This window comes from Streptomyces sp. 2-1, assembly GCF_048564895.1.
Lineage (GTDB): Bacteria > Actinomycetota > Actinomycetes > Streptomycetales > Streptomycetaceae > Streptomyces > Streptomyces phaeochromogenes.
Genome location: NZ_CP183383.1, coordinates 2834710 through 2853024 on the forward strand (window position 1 = coordinate 2834710; position 18315 = coordinate 2853024).

Below are 18315 nucleotides of genomic sequence, written 5' to 3' on the forward strand. Positions count from 1 at the left end.
TGCGACGATCTGTGCCGAGCGCGGCGGGCACGTCCCCCGATCGGATCAGGCGATCGTCACACCGGCGGTCCGCACACATGTGCCCGAGCGGATTCAGGGACGGGCCGAGCAGTGGATTCAGGGATGGGGTCCGGAGCAGGTGCCGGAACGGCTTTCGAAGCGAGTGCCGGAGCGGCTCACGCCTCGAAGGGGCGCGCGGGCCACGGCGCCTCGGCCGGGCGCAGGGCGTCCAGGCCGTCTCCCTGCTGCGCCGCGATCAGCGAAAGCACGCCCACGACCAGGCAGTTGTTGTGCAGCTCCCCGGTGAGTACGCCCCGGACGAGCTCGTCGACCGGGACGCGGGAGAGCTCCATGTCGGCCTCCTCGTCCTCGACCTCGAAGCGCTGTCCCTCGGCCTCGGAGAGATCGCGGGCGAGGAAGATGCGTACAGCCTCGTCGCAGCCGCCGGGCGTGGTGAACACGTCGGTGAGCACCCGCCAGTCCTCGGCCTTCACATGGGCCTCTTCGTAGAGCTCGCGCTGGGCCGCGTGCAGCGGGTTCTCGCCGGGGATGTCGAGCAGCCCGGCCGGGATCTCCCACAGCTTGTGGCGTACGGGGTGCCGGTACTGGCGGATGACCAGGACGCGGCCCAGGTCGTCGAGGGCGAGGACGGCCACCGAACCCGGGTGGACCTGGTAGTCGCGGTGGACGACCGATCCGTCGGGCATGACCACGTCGTCGGTGCGCACGGAGGTCTTGTTGCCCACGAACGGGGTCTGGGTCGCCCTGACCTCCCACTCCTCGGCGGTGTCCTTGATGGTCATGTCGACTTGTCCTCCCACACGCACGAACCTGCGCACAACGACTCTGCGCCCAACGGAAATACGCCCTACAGAAGCCCTACGAAACCGGGGCACGCGTCTCGAAAGACACGCACCCCGGCAACCGTACAACCCGCGTGCTACTTGGCCGTCTTGCGCTCCACAGCGGCCTTGACCAGGCCCGCGAAGAGCGGGTGCGGCCGGGTCGGACGCGAGCGCAGCTCGGGGTGCGCCTGCGTCGCGACCAGGTAGGGGTGGACGTCCCGCGGGTACTCCACGTACTCCACGAGCTTGCCGTCCGGGGACGTCCCGGAGAACTGCAGGCCGGCCTTCTTCTCCAGCTCGGCACGGTAGGAGTTGTTCACCTCGTAGCGGTGGCGGTGACGCTCCTCGACGTACTCCTTGCCGTCGTACACCTCGCGCACGATCGAGCCCTCGGCGAGCTTGGCGGGGTACATGCCCAGGCGCATCGTGCCGCCCATGTCGCCGTCGCCCGCGACGATGTCGAGCTGCTCGGCCATGGTGGAGATGACCGGGTGGCCGGTGGCGGAGTCGAACTCGGTGGAGTTGGCGTCCGGGATGTCGGCGAGGTTGCGCGCGGCCTCGATCACGATGCACTGCAGGCCCAGGCAGAGACCGAGCAGCGGGATCTTGTTCTCGCGGGCGTACTGGATGGCGCCGACCTTGCCGGACACGCCGCGGTCGCCGAAGCCGCCGGGGATGCAGATCGCGTCCACGTCGCCGAGCTGCTTCGCGGCGCCCGCCGGGGTCTTGCAGTCGTCCGAGGTGACCCACTTGATCTTCACGCGGGCCTTGTTGGCGAAACCGCCGGCGCGCAGGGCCTCGGTGACCGAAAGGTAGGCGTCGGGCAGGTCGATGTACTTGCCGACGAGCGCCATGTTGATCTCGTGGACCGGGCGGTGGACGCGGTCCAGCAGGTCGTCCCAGGTCGTCCAGTCGACGTCGCGGAACGGGAGGTCGAGCTTGCGGACGACGTAGGCGTCGAGGCCCTCGGTGTGCAGGACCTTCGGGATGTCGTAGATGGACTTGGCGTCGATGGCCGCGACCACGGCCGCCTCGTCGACGTCGCACATCAGGGAGATCTTGCGCTTGATCGCGGTGGGTACCTCGCGGTCGGCGCGCAGCACGATCGCGTCTGGCTGGATACCGATGCTGCGCAGAGCCGCAACCGAATGCTGGGTCGGCTTCGTCTTCAGCTCCCCGGAGGGGCCGATGTACGGAAGGAGCGAGATGTGGACGACGAACACATTGTCGCGACCGACCTCGTGACGGACCTGACGGACGGTCTCCAGGAACGGCTGCGACTCGATGTCGCCGACGGTGCCGCCGACCTCGGTGATGACGACGTCGACGTCGTCGGTGGCCATGCGGCGGATGCGGTGCTTGATCTCGTTGGTGATGTGCGGGATGACCTGCACGGTGTCGCCGAGGTACTCGCCGCGCCGCTCCTTGGCGATGACCGTCGAGTAGACCTGCCCGGTGGTGACGTTGGCGGAGCCGTCCAGGTCGACGTCGAGGAAGCGCTCGTAGTGGCCGATGTCCAGGTCGGTCTCGGCGCCGTCGTTGGTGACGAACACCTCACCGTGCTGGAACGGGTTCATGGTGCCCGGGTCGACGTTCAGATACGGGTCGAGCTTCTGCATGGTGACCCGCAGACCCCGCGCCTTGAGCAGCGCGCCCAGGCTGGAGGCGGTCAGGCCCTTACCGAGGGAAGAGGCGACACCCCCGGTGACGAAGATGTGCTTGGTCGTCGTGGCTGTGCTGCTTCGGAAAGCAGCGGGCGGCATGGCCAAGAGGGGGCTCCCGTGGTCGCGGTGTCTGGTGCGGTACGGCTGCCCGACCCGGAGGATTCCGGAGGTGCCGTCGCTGCGGTTCGGGGGTCCCTTTTCCTGCCGGGGCGCCCACCGGTCCACGGGCTACCAGGGTATCAGCGACAGGGCGAGGCCGCTTCCGGCCACGCTCTGCACACGGGTCGACACGGACCACAGTCGTGCTCACTCGTTCGGCTCAGACGGGTTGTCGGGAGCGGCGCGCGGATCATCAGCGTGCGTCGTATCCTGCTCGGACGATCGCTGCCGAGTCAGGCCGGCAAACGGCACCACCCACGCCCGTCGCCCGGAACTTCGAGAGCTCGTCAGTTCGTTTCGCTACGACATCACCACGACAATTGACGTCGCGCGACGACGATTTACATACGTTCCCTTGACCGCAAAGAGCGACCGCCCCCTGGGGGGCGACGTGGCCGTTCGACTGGAGTTGCACGTGGCCGGGCGCATCGAAGACTACGCACTAATCGGAGACATGCAGACAGCTGCGCTGGTCTGCAGAGACGGCACGGTGGACTGGCTGTGCCTCCCCCGCTTCGACTCCCACGCCGTCTTCGCAGGACTTCTCGGCACGGAGGAACATGGATTCTGGCGGCTCGGTCCGGCGCACGCCGCCGACGCCGCACCGCCCACCGCGGTCCGCCGTCGCTATCGCGGCGACTCGCTGATCCTGGAATCCGAGTGGGACACGTCACGCGGCACGGTCCGCGTGACGGATTTCATGCCTCCGCGTGACGGCGCGCCGCAGCTGATCCGGATCGTCGAGGGCGTCACGGGCCGCGTCCCGATGCGCTCCGCGCTGCGGATGCGTTTCTCGTACGGGCGTGTGGTGCCCTGGGTGCACAAGCACGAGGGCCGGACGGTGGCCGTCGCAGGGCCCGACTCGGTGTGGTTCGACACGGAGTGCGAGACCTACGGCAAGGCCCTGACGACGTACTCGGACTTCACGGTCGCGCCGGGTGACCGGATCGCGTTCACGATCTCCTGGGAGCCCTCGCACAAGCAGCCGCCCGCGCTGCCGGAGCCGGAGGCCTCCCTTGAGGCCACCGAGGAGTTCTGGCGCGAGTGGGTGGACCAGTGCACGTACCACGGGCCCTACCGCGAGGCCGTGGTCCGCTCGCTGATCACGCTGAAGGCGCTGACGTACGGGCCGACGGGCGGCATCGTCGCCGCGCCCACCACCTCCCTGCCGGAGGAGATCGGCGGTGTCCGCAACTGGGACTACCGCTACACCTGGCTGCGTGACGCGGCGATCACCCTGTCGTCGCTGCTGCGCACGGGCTACCGCGAGGAGGCTCGTGCCTGGCGCGAGTGGCTGCTGCGCGCGGTCGCCGGCGACCCGGAGAACCTGCAGATCATGTACGGCATCGCGGGCGAGCGGGAGTTGGGCGAGGCGGAGCTCGACTGGCTTCCCGGGTACGAGAACTCCGGACCCGTACGCGTCGGGAACGGCGCCGCGCACCAGCTCCAGCTGGATGTGTACGGCGAGGTGACGGAGGCCCTGCACCTGGCCCACATGACGGGTCTGGCCCGCAACGACTACGCCTCGCTGCTCCAGCTCAAGCTGATCCGCTACCTGGAGGACCACTGGGACGAGCCGGACGAGGGCATCTGGGAGGTGCGCGGCCCGCGCCGCCACTTCGTTCACTCGAAGGTGATGGCCTGGGTCGCCGTCGACCGGACGATCAAGCTCATCGAGTCCGGTGACGCGGACGGCCCGCTGGAGAAGTGGCGCGAGCTGCGCGACGACATCCACCGGGACGTGTGTGAGAAGGGTTACGACAAGGAGCGCAACACCTTCACGCAGTCGTACGGCTCGAAGGAGCTGGACGCCTCGCTCCTGCTGATCCCGCAGATGGGCTTCCTGCCGCCGGACGACAAGCGCGTGATCGGCACGATCGAGGCCATCCAGCGCGAACTGTCCACGTCGGACGGCTTCATCCTGCGCTACCCGACCTCCGGCGAGGACGCGGGCGTGGACGGCCTGGAGGGCGACGAGGGCGCGTTCCTGGCCTGCTCGTTCTGGATGGCGGACGACCTCGCGATGATCGGCCGCGTGGACGAGGCCCGCAAGCTCTTCGAGAAGCTGCTGGCCCTGCGCAACGACCTCGGTCTCCTCGCCGAGGAGTGGGACCCGGTTCTGCAGCGCCAGGTCGGCAACTTCCCGCAGGCGTTCAGCCACGTGCCGCTCATCGACACGGCACTGCGGCTGACGGCCTCCGGGGCGTACGGAGGCTGACCAGGAGGGTCGTGCGGCTGCCTCAGGATGGCCGCACGACCGTCGTCCTGCCCGGCTCGGCGCGACCGATGGCCCCCGCCCGCCTAGGCTGGAAGCACCTACATGCCCCTGCTCTGGAAGGGGGGCGGCCATGGCTTCCCTCTCGAAGGCGGGCGCGGCGCTCGCCGCACTCCGCGAGGATCTCGCCGGTGACGTGATCACCCCCGAGGATCCGGGGTACGACGAGGCCCGGGCGGTCTTCAACGCGATGATCGACCGGCGCCCGGCCGTGATCGCGCAGTGCGCGAACGAGGCCGACGTCGGCCGTTCGGTGCGGTTCGCCCGGGACCTGGATCTGAAGATCGCGGTCCGCGGCGGCGGCCACAGCGTGGCGGGCATGGCCCTGAACGACGGCGGTCTGGTGGTCGACCTGCGCCGGATGCACGAGGTGACGGTCCATCCCGGAGCGGCGGCGGTACGCGTCGAGGGCGGCGCGACGATGAGCCACATGGACCGCGCCACCGAGCCGCACCACCTGGCGACCACCGGGGGCCGCGCCTCGACCACCGGGGTCGGCGGCTTCGTGCTGGGCGGCGGAAGCGGCTGGCTGGAGCGGAAGTTCGGGCTCGCGATCGACAACCTGCTCGGCGTCGACCTGGTGACCGCCGACGGCTCGACGGTCCACGCGAGCGCCGAGGAGAACCCCGAGCTGTTCTGGGCGCTGCACGGCGGTGGCGGGAACTTCGGCGTCGCGACGGCGCTGACCCTGAGACTCCACGAGCTGCCCGAGTTCGCGATGGCCATGCTGCTGTACCGCCCGGAGTCCGGCCCTGAGGTGGCCCGCGTCTTCCGCGAGATCATGGAGACCGGGCCGGTGGAGGCGGCCGGCGGCGTGCTCTACATGACGGGACCGCCCGAGGAGTTCGTCCCCGAGCACCTGGTCGGCACGCTGCTGTGCGGGGCCCTCGTGACGTACGCGGGCAGCCAGGAGGACCTGCGCAAGACGGTGCAGCCCCTGCTGGCGCTGCCGCACGAGGTGGAGATGGTCACCGCGATCCCGTACGCGGACCTCCAGTGCATGATCGACGATCCGCCGGGGATGCGGAACTACTGGTCGGCGGAGTATCTGACGGGCGCGCCCGACGAGCTCCTGGACGTCTTCTGTGCCCGCGCGGACACGATGCCCGTGCCCACCGGGACCCAGCACGTGCTGTTCCCGCTGGGCGGCGCGGTCGCCGACGGCCCCCGCGAGTACCCGGTGCCGTACCGGGACTCGCCCTGGGCCGTGCACCCGTTCGGCATCTGGGAGGACCCCGCGGACGACGAGCGCTGCATGCGGTGGGTACGGGACGTCCGTGCCGACGTCCGCCCGTGGAGCACCGGCGCGGTCTACCTCAACTTCATCGGCGACGAGGGCGAGGACCGGGTGGAGGCGGGCCTGGGCGCCGAGAACACCCGTCGGCTCGCGGCGGTGAAGGCCCGGTACGACCCGGACAACGTGTTCCGCTTCAACCACAACATCGCGCCCGCGTAGGCCCTGTCCGGCACGTCACGGCAGGTGGAGGACGAGGTAGCGTCCGCGTCATGGACAGCCGTATCGACACGCCGGACACGCACGGTGGCGGGATCACCGTGCAGCGGGCCCTGGAACTGCCCGGGCTGCGCGGCGGCCTGCCGGAGATCCTCGCGGGCGCCGACCGGCTGGGCCGCACCGTGCGCTGGGTGCACGCGGGCGAGGTACCGAACATCGCCTCGCTCCTGAAGGGCGGCGAACTGCTCCTGACCACGGGTTACGGGCTCGGCACCCGCCCCGCCGACCAGCGCGCCTTCGTCCGCACCCTCGCCGAGCGCGGGATCGCGGCCCTCGTCGTGGAACTGGGGCCGCGCTTCACCCGGCTGCCCGCGGCCCTCGTGGAGACGGCCCGTACGGCAGGTCTGCCGCTGGTCCAACTGCACCGCGAGGTGCCGTTCGTGACGGTCACCGAGGAGATCCACACCGAGATCGTCAACGGCCACTACGCCCTGCTCCAGCAGGCCGAGGAGGTACACCGGCGCTGCACCCAGGCCCTGCTCGGCGGGGGCGGCATCCCCCAGGTCCTCGGCATCCTCGCCGACTTCAGCGGCAACCCGGTCTTCCTGGAGACCCCGGACGGACAGCTCCTGTACGCCGCCGGGACCGGCCCCGCGAACGCCGACCCGCTCCAGGTGTGGGAGGGGCTGCGCGGCCAGCACCAGGACGATCCGCCGGCGGGGTCGGTCCTCGTGGACGTGCCCGGCGGAGGTCCCGGCACGGGCTCGGTCCGGGCCCGGCTCGTCCTCCTGCCCGTGAACGCCCCCAACGCCCCGCTCGCACCCGTGCACCGCATCGCGGCGGAACGGGCCGCGGGGATCCTCGCCGTGGTCCTTATGCAGGCCCGTCAGGAGGAGGAGCTGGCGGCGCGCGGGCGCGGCGACTTCCTCACCGACCTCGCCGAGGGCCGTATCGCCGCCGAGGACGCGCCCGCGCAGGCCCGCGTGCTCGGCTTCAAGCCCGGTCCCGGGCCGCTGCTCCCGGTGGTGATGAGGCTCGCCGACGGACTGCCTCCCGGCGGGGGCTGGGCCGTCCTGGCGCGCGCGGTCGCCGAGGAGCTGGCCTCGGTGGGGGTGCCGGTCCTGCTGGGCGTACGCCCCGTCGAGGGCCGCGTACCGCTGCTGCTGGGCCTGCGCACGGAGTCCGAGCGGGTGACCGTCGCGGACCGGGTCGCGGCGGCGCTGCGGGCCGGTGTGGAGCGGGCGGGCATGCAGCGTCCCGGGGCGCAGCCGCCGGTCGTGGTGGTCGGTGTGGCGGGCGGCTGGGCGGCCGCGTCGGCGAGCCTGCGGCACGCGGCCGAGACGGCCACGGCGGCCCAGGGGCTGTCCGACCGCCCCTGGTACGACGCCCGCCGCCTGGACATCGACCTGCTGCTGTGGCGGCTGCGGGACCACCGGGACCTGGCCGCCTTCGTGGACCGCGCCATCGGCCCGCTCCGCGACCACGACAACCGCTCCAAGCCTCCGCTGCTGCCCACCCTGGAGACGTATCTGGCGCACGCGGGCCGCAAGGCGGAGACCGCACGCGAACTGCACCTCAACCGGCAGACGCTCTACAACCGGCTCGCGAGGATCGGGGAGCTGCTCGGGACGGACCTCGACGACCCGCAGACGGTACTGGCGCTGAGCCTGGCGCTGCGGGCCCGCAGACTCGTCCCGTAGCCGCCGGGTTCCTGATCCGGGTTACGGCAGCGGCAGGGGCTTGGTCAGTTCGTCGTACACGCTGAGGACTTGGGCCACCGTCTCGTCCTCGGTCGGCCAAGTGGCCACCTGGAGCGTGCCCTTGTCCCTGAGGAGCTCGCGCCGGGCGGGGTCGGCGAGAAGAGCCTCGACGGCCTCGGCGAGCGCTTCGGAGTCTCCGTGCGGGACGAGTTCGGCCGCGTCGCCGACGAGTTCGGGGATGCCTCCGGCAGCCGCCGCGACGAGCGGCACGCGCGCGTGGAGGGCCTCCTGGGCGAGCACGGAGCGCGATTCCCAGCTGCCGGGCAGCAGCGCGAGATCGGCGGCGGCGAGCAACTCCCCGATGTCGTCACGCGGACCGACGAGACGCACGGGCAGCCCCTCGCTCACGATCCGCCGCTGCAGTTCACCGCGCAGCGGCCCCTCCCCCGCGATCACGAGCAGGGGTACGGGGTCGAGCCGCCGCCATGCGCGCGTGGCGTCCAGCAGCGTGTCGTACCCCCGGTGCCGGTCGAGGGAGCCGACGGCCATCAGCAACGGCCGGTCGGTCGCGCCGAGTTCGGCACGCGCCTTGGGGCGCAGCCGGTCGGCGTCCTCGCTCTCGGCGAGGGGCCGGCGCGGAGCGGGCAGCGCGACCGCGGCGAGCCGCGCGTCCCGGGCGCCCCTGCTGCGGGCCCGGTCCACGAGGTCGGACGAGGATCCGAGGACCACGGACGCGGCCCTGGCCACGCGCCGCTCCAGGAGGCGCAGCAGATGCGCCCGCGCGCCCTCGGCGTACGGACGTGAGTGCAGGGTGACGACGAGCGGGACGCGCCGTCCGCTGAGCGCGAGCGCGGCCCGCAGCGCGGAGTGCAGCCCGTGCGCGTGCACCAGATCGGCGTCCGCGCAGGCCGCCCGCAGCACGGCCATGGAGGTCGGGTCGTTCCGCCGCGGCACATGCACGTGGTCGGCCCCGACGCCGCTGAAGTCGTACGTGTGGTCCGCGCTGGCCGGGGCGCACACGGTGACCCGCACGCCCCGGGCGACGAGCCCCGACGTCAGCGACCGCACATGGGCACAGCTGCCCGCGCTGCCGCCGCCGAGCACTTGGACAGTACGCAGCGGCGACTGTCCGGGCGGTGAGTGGCTGCTCACGTGGATCACGTGGCCGGGGCTCCTGGTTCGGCGTCGGGCGGTCACGAAGAAACTACAGAAGGAACGCGCGGTGGGGGTGTACCGCTCGGGTTCCTCTTCCAAGGATGCCAGGGCTCGCGGGAGTTACGGACCATCGAGGGGGTGGGGTGGGGGTGGGTGGCGCGCCGGGGAGGCGAACAGTCACTCACATGAGTGATTGAGCCCGCCGGGCACACAAGCGCCCCGCCGCGGAACGGCACAAGCCCGAGGCCCAGACCTGGACCCGGACCCGGCCCCAGCTCCAGCCCTCCGAGCGACTGCCCGTCAACGGCCACCCGTCAACGACTACCTGTCGGCCCGGGCCGTCGCCAGCAGCTCCTCCGCGTGCGCCCGGGCCGTCTCCGAGTCCTCCTGTCCGGCCAGCATCCGCGACAGCTCCCGCACCCGCTCCTCGCCCTCCAGGACCTTCACCCCGGACCGCGTGACCGACCCGTCGTTGGTCTTCTCGACCAGCAACTGCCGGTCGGCGAAGGCGGCCACCTGGGGCAGATGGGTGACGACGACGACCTGCGCGCTCTTGGCGAGCTTGGCGAGCCGCCGCCCGATCTCGACCGCGGCCTTGCCGCCCACACCCGCGTCGACCTCGTCGAAGAGATACGTCGGCACCGGATCCGTACCCGCGAACACGACCTCGACGGCGAGCATGACGCGCGACAGCTCACCGCCGGACGCGCCCTTGGCGATGGGCCGCGGCGGCGCCCCCGGGTGCGGGGCGAGGAGGAGTTCGACCTCGTCGACCCCGGCGGGCCCGTACGAGACCGGACGGCCGCCGACCTCCACGCCCTCCGGGTCCTCGGTCTGCCGGATCTCGAAGGACACGCGCGCGTGGGGCATGGCGAGCGAGGCGAGTTCGGCGGTCACGGCGGCGGCGAAGCGCTCGGCGGCCTCCGTCCGGGCGTCCGTCAACGCCTGCGCCAGCCCGCCCAGTTCTGCCCGCAGGGCGTCCCGCTCGGCCGTCAGCTCCCCGAGCCGGTCGTCGTCGCCGTCCAACTCCAGGAGGCGCGCGACCCCTTGCTCCGCCCAGGTGAGTACGGCACCTACGTCCTCGCCGTACTTGCGGGTGAGCGCGGTGAGCGCGGCGCGCCGCTCCTCGACCGCGGCGAGCCGCAGCGGGTCCGCGTCGAGGTCGTCGGCGTACCCAGCCAGCTCGCCCGCCACATCGCCCAGCAGGATCCCGATCTCCCCGATGCGGCCGGCCAGCGCTCCGAGCGCCGCGTCGTGGGACCGTACGGCCTCCAGGGCCCGGTGTGCGCCCGCGACGAGCGTCGTGGCGTCGATGCCCTCCGGGTCCTCGGGGTTGCCCGCGAGGGCGGCGTGCGCGGCCGTGGCGGCGGACGCGAGCGCCTCGGCGTGCCCGAGCCGCTCGGCCTCGGCCGCCAGCTCGACGTCCTCGCCCTGGCGCGGCTCCACCGCGGCGATCTCGTCGAGCCCGAAGCGCAGCATGTCGGCTTCCTGGGCACGCTCCCGCGCGCGGGTGGTGATCTCGTCCAGCTCGGTGGAGATGGCGCGCAGCCGCCGGTAGGCGCCCGCGTACTTGGCGAGCGGCACGGCGACGGCGTCGCCCGCGTACCGGTCGAGGGCCTGCCGCTGGCGGGACAGCTTGAGCAGCCCCTGCTGGTCGGTCTGGCCGTGCACGGCCACCAGGTCGTCGGCGAGCTCGGCGAGCAGCCCCACCGGCACGCTGCGCCCGCCCAGGTGCGCGCGTGAGCGCCCCTCGGCGGAAACGGTACGGCTGATGAGCAGCACGCCGTCGTCGAGCTCGGCGCCGGCCTCCTCGGCCCGTACGACGGCCGAGGCGCCGTCGGGCACGGAGATCCGCCCCTCCACGACCGCGTTCTTGGCCCCGATCCGCACGAGGGCCGGGTCGGCGCGCCCGCCCAGCAGCAGGCCCAGGCTGGTGACCACCATCGTCTTGCCCGCGCCGGTCTCACCGGTCACGGCGGTGAAGCCGGGTGACAGCTCGACGACCGCGTCGTCGATGACTCCGAGCGACCGTATCCGCATCTCCTCCAACACGGACATGACCATACGAGGTTTCCCCCACCCGGCGCGACGCCGCCCCCGCCACCTCCCCACGCGGCGGGCGAAGGACAGGGGCGCAGCCCCGGCCTTCAGGGGCGCGGAGAACCGCGCTGCCGGCCCCGCCCACCCGCACGAGACCAGCAGCTCCCACCCCGCACCCCCGCCCCCTGCGGAGCACTCAGTGCGGCGCGCCCCGCCAACCCGCCACCGGCAGCGCGAACTTGGCGACGAGCCGGTCGGTGAACGACGCGTGGTGCAGCCGCGCCAGCCGCACCGGCACCGCGCCCCTCCGGACCTCCACCCGGGCACCGGGCGGCAGCTCGATCGTGCGGCGGCCGTCGCACCACAGCACCCCGGGCGGGATGTGCGGCAGGACCTCCACGGCCAGCACCGAGTTCGGCGAGGTCACCAGCGGCTTGGCGAACAGGGCGTGCGCGCTGATCGGCACCATCAGCAGCGCCTCGACCTCCGGCCACACCACGGGCCCGCCCGCGGAGAACGCGTACGCCGTCGACCCGGTCGGCGTCGACAGGACGATCCCGTCGCACCCGAACCCGGTCACCGGCCGCCCGTCGATCTCCAGCACGACCTCGAGGAGCTTCTCGGCCCCCGCCTTCTGCACGGCGGCCTCGTTGAGCGCCCAGTCCGTGTGGACGACATCGCCGTTGCTGTGCACGACGACGTCGACGGTCATGCGCTCCTCGACCTCGTAGGCCTTCGTCACCACCCGGTCGACGACCTTGTCGAGGTCGTCGCGCTCGGCCTCCGCGAGGAAGCCGACACGCCCGAGGTTGACGCCGAGCATGGGCACCCCGGAGGCGCGGGCGAACTCTGCGCCGCGCAGCAGCGTCCCGTCACCACCGAGGACGATCAGCAGTTCACACCCGTCGAGGCACTCAGGTGTCGCCTCCTTGACGAGCTCCACACTCTCCGGGAGCGGCAGATCGGCCGCCTCCGCCTCCAGGACCCGTACGCCGAGACCGGAACGCACCAGCCCCTCGACGACGAGCTCGGCACTGCGGATGGCCGCGGGCCGTCCGGTGTGGGCGAGCAGGAAAACAGTACGAGCTCGGGTCTGTGTCAACGCGGCCCCTCCGCCACTGCACGGTCAACGTCGGCCGGGTCCAGTGCGGGTGCCCCGGCACGCAGCCACAGAAAGTACTCGACATTCCCCGAGGGCCCGGGCAACGGACTCGCCGTCACACCGTTCACCCCGAGTCCCAGTTCCCCCGCCTGGCGGGCCACGCCACGCACGGCGTCCGCCCGTAGCTCGGGGCTGCGGACCACGCCGCCGCTCCCCAGCCGTTCCCTGCCCACCTCGAACTGCGGCTTGACCATCATCACCAGGTCGGCTCCGGGCGCCGCGCACCGCACAAGGGCGGGCAGCACCAGGCCGAGCGGGATGAAGGACAAGTCACCGACAACAAGATCCACCGGCTCCCCATCGATCGCCTCCAACGTCAACTCGCGTACGTTCGTACGGTCCTTGACGGTGACGCGTTCATCACTCTGAAGAGACCAGGCCAACTGCCCGTACCCGACGTCCACGGCGACGACGTGGGCGACGCCCGCGCGCAGCAGCACATCGGTGAACCCGCCGGTCGAGGCGCCGGCGTCCAGAGCCCGCCGTCCCTCGACCGCCAGGCCGAGCGGTACGAAGGCCTCCAGCGCCCCGGCGAGCTTGTGGCCGCCGCGCGAGACGTAGTCGGGATCGTCGTCGTCCTGGGTGACCAGGATGGCGGCGGCGGTCTCCACCTGGGTGGCGGGTTTGGTCGCGAGGGTCTTGCCGACGGTGACCCGCCCGGCGGCGATCAGCTGTCCGGCGTGCTCGCGCGAGCGGGCGAGTTTGCGTCGGACCAGTTCGGCGTCGAGGCGGCGTCGTGCCACTCCTGCCACGTTCGGTTCAGCTCCTGTTGCTGTTGCTGTACGGCGTCGGGGGCGCCGGAGGTCCCGGGCGGGCGTCGAGCGCGGTGAGCGCGTCGCGCAGCCCCCTGTGCACATCCTCGTACACCTCCACATGGCCGTCCGTGGCGAGGTGGTCCACATCGGCCAACCGGTCGAGCTGGGCGTCGACCTCGGCGTTGCCCGTGGGCGTACGCGGCACGTGGAGGGGAGCGGGGGCGGCGGGGTCGTCCTCGGGCTCCGCGGCGGGCCCTGCCCCGGCCTGAGGTTCGGGCTCGCCTTCGGGCCCGGGCCCGGCCGTGGCCTCGGGGTCCGCGGACGGCACCGGCACCGGCTCGGTCACGGGCTCGACCGGAGTCAGTGCCTCCGCGCCGAAGGGTCCTGTGTCGAAGGCCCCCGTCTCCGGGCCGGTCATGGAGTCGCTCATGACCCGACGCTACCGCGAAGCGCTGGGGTACCGTCGATCGCGATGGCCACGATTGAGGAGTGCCGCAGCGCACTCGACAAGCTCTCGGACAACATGGCGGGCGCGGACGGCGACGTACGCAGCGCGGCGGCGTTGGACCGCTCGCTGAGCTGCCGTATCACCGACCTCGACATCACCTTCGTAGGCCGTCTCAAGGACGGCCGGATCGAGGTGCTCGACACGCTCCAGGGCCCGCCGCCCGACAAGGCCGAGATCCGGCTCACGATGACCGGCGACGACCTGGTCGCGATGGTCGACGGCGAGCTGAACTTCGCGAAGGCCTGGGGCTCGGGCCGGGTCAAGCTCGAAGCGGGCCTGCGCGACCTGCTCCGGCTCAGAAAGCTTCTCTGACCCCGCCGGGCCCGCCTTCGGCGATCCCGCGGGAGCACTAGCTCTTCGCGACCCCGACGGGCGCGGCGGCGGTCGTACGTGCCTTCCGCGCCGCCGGCACCACCAGCGGCGTACCCGTCTCCGGGTCGTCGATGACCTGGCAGCGCAGCCCGAAGACCTCCTCGACCAGCTCGGCCGTGACGATGTCGGCCGGGGCGCCCTCGGCGATCACCGAGCCCTCGCGGAGCGCGATCAGATGGGTGGCGTACCGGGCCGCGTGGTTGAGGTCGTGCAGTACGGCGACCAGGGTGCGGCCCTGCTCCTCGTGGAGCTCCGCGCACAGGTCGAGCACGTCGATCTGGTGCTGGATGTCGAGAAAGGTGGTCGGCTCGTCGAGCAGCAGCAGCGGGGTCTGCTGGGCCAATGCCATGGCGATCCACACGCGCTGGCGCTGGCCTCCGGAGAGCTCGTCGACATATCGGTCGGCCAGTTCGGCGACTCCGGTCGAGGTCATGGACTCGCGCACGATCCGCTCGTCCTCGGTCGACCACTGGCGCAGCAGCCCCTGGTGCGGGTAGCGCCCACGCCCCACGAGGTCGCCGACGGTGATCCCGTCGGGCGCGATCGACGACTGCGGCAGCAGCCCGAGCGTCCTGGCCACCTTCTTGGCGGGCATCGACTGGATGACCTGCCCGTCGAGCAGCACCCGGCCCTGGTTCGGCTTCAGCATGCGGGACAGGGCGCGCAGCAGCGTGGACTTGCCGCAGGCGTTCGGGCCGACGATCACCGTGAACGAGTTGTCCGGTATCTCGACCGACAGCTGCTCGGCGATGACGCGCTGGTCGTAGGCGAGGGTGACGTTCTCGGCGGACAGGCGGTTCACAGTGCTCCTTCGGGTGTTCGTGCGCGGCCCGCCATCGGAGCCCGTATTCGTCTTGCTGGTCCTGCTCGTCTCGCGGTCGGCGTTCATATCCGGCCCGCCTTCCGCTCGGTGACCAGGAGCCACAGCAGATAGACGCCGCCGAGCACGCCGGTCACGACGCCGACGGGCAGCTGGTCGGCGCCGAACGCCCGCTGCGAGGCCCAGTCCGCGACGACCAGCAGGGTGGCGCCCATGCACATGGCGGGCACCAGGTTGGGTCCCGGCGTACGGGTGAGGCGCCGCGCGAGCTGCGGTGCGGTGAGCGCGACAAAGGCGACCGGGCCCGCGGCGGCGGTGGCGGCCGCGGTGAGCAGCACGGCGGCCACCAACAGCAGCAGCCGCGTCCGCTCGACCCGCACCCCGAGCGCGTACGCCACGTCGTCGCCCATCTCCAGCATCCGCAGCCCGCGCGCGTTGCCGAGGACCAGCGGTACGAGGACGGCGCACAGGCCGAGCAGCGGCCAGACCTGGGCCCAGTCACGGCCGTTGAGCGAGCCGGTCATCCAGACGACGGCACGGGCCGCGTCGACGAGGTCGGCCTTGGTGATCAGATAGCCGTTGACGGCGGTGACGATCGCGGAGACACCGATACCGACCAGAACGAGTCGGTATCCGTGTACACCCCGCTTCCAGGCGAGCACATAGATGGCGAGCCCGGTCACCAGACCGCCGACCAGCGCCCCGACGGCGACCTGGGTGGCGCTCCCGGAGAACAGCACGATCATCACGAGCGCGCCGGCCGTCGAGCCCTGCCCGACGCCCAGGACGTCCGGACTGCCCAGCGGATTGCGGGAGATGGTCTGGAAGAGCGCGCCTCCGAGCCCGAGCGAGGCCCCCACCAGGAGCCCGACCAGGACCCGAGGCAGGCGCAGCTCGTTGACGATGAACTCCTGGCCCGCGTCGCCGTTGCCGACCAACGTCCTGAGGACGTCGGCGGCCGGTATCGGGAAGTCGCCGGTGCCGATCAGCACGACACTCGCGGCGAGCGCGGCCACGAGCAGCAGCACGACGACCGTGAACCCACGGACATCGAAACGGACCGACATCCCACCGCCGGTACGCACGGTCCGAGCCCGAAAGGCCCGTGCTGGACCTGCCTGATCGAGCCCGCTCTGCTCGTGTTCTGCCTGATTGCGTGGGGGCTTCACAGCTGCGCCGTCCTCCGCCGTCGTACGAGAAAGATGAAGACCGGCCCGCCGAGGATCGCGGTGACGATGCCGACCTGGAGTTCCGCGGGCCGCGCGACCAGCCGGCCGATCACATCGGCGCCCAGCAGCAGCACCGGCGACAGCACGGTGGCGTACGGCAGGATCCAGCGCAGGTCGGGCCCGGTGAAGGACCGTACGACGTGCGGAACCATCAGCCCGACGAAGACGATCGGCCCGCAGGCGGCGGTCGCGGCCCCGCAGAGCACGGTCGCGGCGGCCATGGACAGACCGCGGGTGCGGTTCAGGTGCGCCCCGAGCGCGCGGGCGGTGTCGTCGCCCATGGCCATGGCGTTGAGCGGCCGGGCGAGGGCCAGCGCGAGAACCGTGCCGACCACGAGGAACGGCAGCACCTGCTCGATGGTCGAGTTCGTGGCCGAGGCCAGCGAACCGACCGTCCAGAAGCGCATCTTGCTGAGCGCGGCCTCGTCGGTGATCATCACGGCCTGCAGATAGCCGTAGAGCGCGGCGCTGATCGCGGTACCGGCGAGCGCGAGCCGCACCGGCGTGGCACCCCGGCTGCCGCCGAGGAAGTAGACGAGCGCCCCGACGACGGCGGCCCCCGCGAAGGCGAACCACACATAGCCGCTCAGCGAGGTGACACCGAAGAAGGTGATGGCCGTGACGACCGCGGCGGACGCGCCGGCGTTGATGCCGAGCAGCCCCGGATCGGCGAGCGGGTTGCGGGTCAGCGCCTGGAGGACCGCCCCGGAGAGGCCGAGCGCGGCGCCGACGAGCAGCCCGAGGACCGTACGCGACAGCCGCTCGCCCACCACGACGTCGCCATACGTCCCCGAGTCCTCGAACAAACCGTGCCAGACCTGCTCCAGCGACAGCTCTTTTGCGCCGATCGCGATGCTCGCCAGGGCGACGAGCACCAGCACGGCGAGGGACACGAAGAGCCCAGCGGCCCGTATCGCCCGGCGGGTTGGGGGCGCGGGGGCGGTCTCCGCGCTCGGTTCAGGGGGACTGTCGACCAACACCCGGTTAGGTTAGCCTACCCTCGCCACGCGTCACGATCCCGTACGCCGTGACCTGCGCAACCACCCTCCTGAGGCCGCACTCCGGGCCACCGCCGAAGGCCCCGCCCGAAAGGCCCGCGGGATCCGCCGGGCCCGCGCTCAAAGCCCCAGCCGCGCCAGCGCCTTGCCCCCGTCCAGCTCGCACGCCGCGTCCCCCGCAGCCGTCCAGGCGGCGGCACACAGCGCCCGCAGCCCGTCCATCGCCTCGCCCGCACCCTCCAGTTCCAGCCGCTCGGTGCCTGCCGTCGCCGTCCAGCCCCCGCAGCGGAACCCTTCGCCCGCCTCGACGACCTCCGGCTGCCCGGTCAGCATGCCCCGCAGATCGGCGTCGACGTACGTCGGCCGGTGCTGCGGCGGCGCGGCGAGGAGCTGCGCCCCGTCGGTCACGCCCGTGAGCACCAGCAGCGAGTCCACCTCGCCGTTGAACGCCCCTTCGATGTCCGTGTCGAGCCGGTCCCCGACGACCAACGGCCGCTCGGCCCCGGTCCGCAGGATCGTCTCGCGGTGCATCGGCGGCAACGGCTTGCCCGCCACCTGCGGCTCGCTGCCGGTCGCGATCCGTACGACCTCCACGGCCGCGCCGTTGCCCGGGGCGATCCCGCGCGCGCTGGGGATCGTCAGATCGGTGTTGGACGCGAACCACGGCACCCCGCGCGCGATGGCGTAACAGGCTTCCGCGAAGCGGCCCCACGACAGATCGGGCCCGCCGTACCCCTGCACGACCGCCACCGGCTCGTCCTCGGCCGACTCGACCGGTTCGAGCCCGCGCTCGCGCAGCGCGACCCGCAGCCCCTCCCCGCCGATCACCAGCACGCGCGCCCCCTGGGGCACCTGCTCGCTGATCAACCGGGCCACCGCCTGCGCCGAGGTGATGACGTCCGACTCCTCCGTCGGTATCCCCAGCTCCGTGAGGTGCGCGGCGACGGTGTCGGGCGTCCGCAGCGCGTTGTTCGTCACATACGCGAGACGCATTCCGCCCGCGCGGGCCGTGCCGAGCGAGTCGACCGCGTACGCGATCGCGTTCCCGCCCGCGTACACCACCCCGTCCAGGTCGAGCAGTGCCGTGTCGTACGCCTCGCTCAGGGCCCGGTCACTGCCCTCGGGGCGCGTCCTCACGGTCTGGCTCATTACGCATCGCTCCTCGTTCGATCCCTTTCCC

At 72.0% G+C, this 18315-nt stretch carries 15 protein-coding genes; 4 read left to right on the plus strand and 11 right to left on the minus strand.

All coding sequences use genetic code 11. The features are described from left to right. Positions 1-176: 176 nt before the first annotated feature. Both ACN20J_RS12445 and ACN20J_RS12450 read right to left on the minus strand, forming a co-directional pair. Positions 177-803 carry an NUDIX domain-containing protein gene (locus ACN20J_RS12445; protein ID WP_190229474.1) on the minus strand — a complete coding sequence of 209 codons (627 nt, stop codon included), beginning with the start codon at positions 801-803 and terminating at the stop codon, positions 177-179. Positions 804-940: 137 nt separating this feature from the next. Continuing rightward, positions 941-2608: a CTP synthase gene (locus tag ACN20J_RS12450; protein ID WP_055613782.1), complete on the minus strand. Its 1668-nt coding sequence runs from the start codon at positions 2606-2608 to the stop codon at positions 941-943. Positions 2609-3083: 475 nt separating this feature from the next. Here ACN20J_RS12450 and ACN20J_RS12455 point away from each other — a divergent pair, with 475 nt between their 5' ends. From ACN20J_RS12455 to ACN20J_RS12465, 3 genes are all read left to right on the plus strand, one after another. Beyond that, positions 3084-4886, plus strand: a complete 1803-nt coding sequence (locus ACN20J_RS12455; RefSeq protein WP_189840243.1) for a glycoside hydrolase family 15 protein — start codon at positions 3084-3086, stop codon at positions 4884-4886. Positions 4887-5016: 130 nt separating this feature from the next. Next, positions 5017-6399 carry an FAD-binding oxidoreductase gene (locus ACN20J_RS12460; RefSeq protein ID WP_190229475.1) on the plus strand — a complete coding sequence of 461 codons (1383 nt, stop codon included), beginning with the start codon at positions 5017-5019 and terminating at the stop codon, positions 6397-6399. 50 nt (positions 6400-6449) lie between these two features. Next, entirely contained in the window at positions 6450-8096 is a 1647-nt protein-coding gene (locus ACN20J_RS12465) for a PucR family transcriptional regulator (RefSeq protein WP_189840194.1), read from the plus strand. A 21-nt stretch (positions 8097-8117) separates the two neighbouring features. On the opposite strand, the gene ACN20J_RS12470 is transcribed toward ACN20J_RS12465, so the two are convergent. The 5 genes from ACN20J_RS12470 to ACN20J_RS12490 all read right to left on the minus strand — a co-directional run bounded on the left by ACN20J_RS12470 (position 8118) and on the right by ACN20J_RS12490 (position 13536). Beyond that, a complete protein-coding gene (locus tag ACN20J_RS12470) occupies positions 8118-9257 on the minus strand; it encodes a glycosyltransferase family 4 protein (protein WP_361899635.1) in 1140 nt (379 codons plus the stop codon). Positions 9258-9572: 315 nt separating this feature from the next. After that, positions 9573-11315 carry a DNA repair protein RecN gene (gene recN, locus ACN20J_RS12475; protein ID WP_189840196.1) on the minus strand — a complete coding sequence of 581 codons (1743 nt, stop codon included), beginning with the start codon at positions 11313-11315 and terminating at the stop codon, positions 9573-9575. 172 nt (positions 11316-11487) lie between these two features. Further along, positions 11488-12393, minus strand: a complete 906-nt coding sequence (locus ACN20J_RS12480) for an NAD kinase (RefSeq protein ID WP_055618637.1) — start codon at positions 12391-12393, stop codon at positions 11488-11490. Continuing rightward, the gene (locus tag ACN20J_RS12485) at positions 12390-13205 is read right to left on the minus strand and encodes a TlyA family RNA methyltransferase (RefSeq protein ID WP_055618638.1); all 816 of its coding nucleotides are present in this window, start codon (positions 13203-13205) and stop codon (positions 12390-12392) included. Before ACN20J_RS12485 ends, ACN20J_RS12480 begins: the two co-directional genes overlap by 4 nt. Before the next feature lie 7 nt (positions 13206-13212). Beyond that, positions 13213-13536, minus strand: a complete 324-nt coding sequence (locus tag ACN20J_RS12490) for a hypothetical protein (protein WP_361899670.1) — start codon at positions 13534-13536, stop codon at positions 13213-13215. A 144-nt stretch (positions 13537-13680) separates the two neighbouring features. Between ACN20J_RS12490 and ACN20J_RS12495 the strand changes: the two genes are divergently transcribed. Then, on the plus strand, positions 13681-14028 hold the full coding sequence (locus ACN20J_RS12495) for an SCP2 sterol-binding domain-containing protein (RefSeq protein WP_189840197.1): 348 nt from the start codon (positions 13681-13683) through the stop codon (positions 14026-14028). 37 nt (positions 14029-14065) lie between these two features. Here ACN20J_RS12495 and ACN20J_RS12500 read toward each other — a convergent pair whose 3' ends face one another. The 4 genes from ACN20J_RS12500 to ACN20J_RS12515 form a co-directional block, all read right to left on the minus strand. Further along, entirely contained in the window at positions 14066-14977 is a 912-nt protein-coding gene (locus ACN20J_RS12500; RefSeq protein WP_190229477.1) for an ABC transporter ATP-binding protein, read from the minus strand. Next, on the minus strand, positions 14974-15975 hold the full coding sequence (locus ACN20J_RS12505; protein ID WP_189840198.1) for a FecCD family ABC transporter permease: 1002 nt from the start codon (positions 15973-15975) through the stop codon (positions 14974-14976). The genes ACN20J_RS12500 and ACN20J_RS12505 overlap by 4 nt, the downstream gene beginning before the upstream one ends. Positions 15976-16073: 98 nt before the next feature. Beyond that, positions 16074-17117 carry a FecCD family ABC transporter permease gene (locus tag ACN20J_RS12510; RefSeq protein WP_190229479.1) on the minus strand — a complete coding sequence of 348 codons (1044 nt, stop codon included), beginning with the start codon at positions 17115-17117 and terminating at the stop codon, positions 16074-16076. A gap of 138 nt (positions 17118-17255) precedes the next feature. Continuing rightward, on the minus strand, positions 17256-18284 hold the full coding sequence (locus tag ACN20J_RS12515) for an HAD hydrolase-like protein (protein ID WP_419665897.1): 1029 nt from the start codon (positions 18282-18284) through the stop codon (positions 17256-17258). Between the last annotated feature and the right edge of the window lie 31 nt (positions 18285-18315).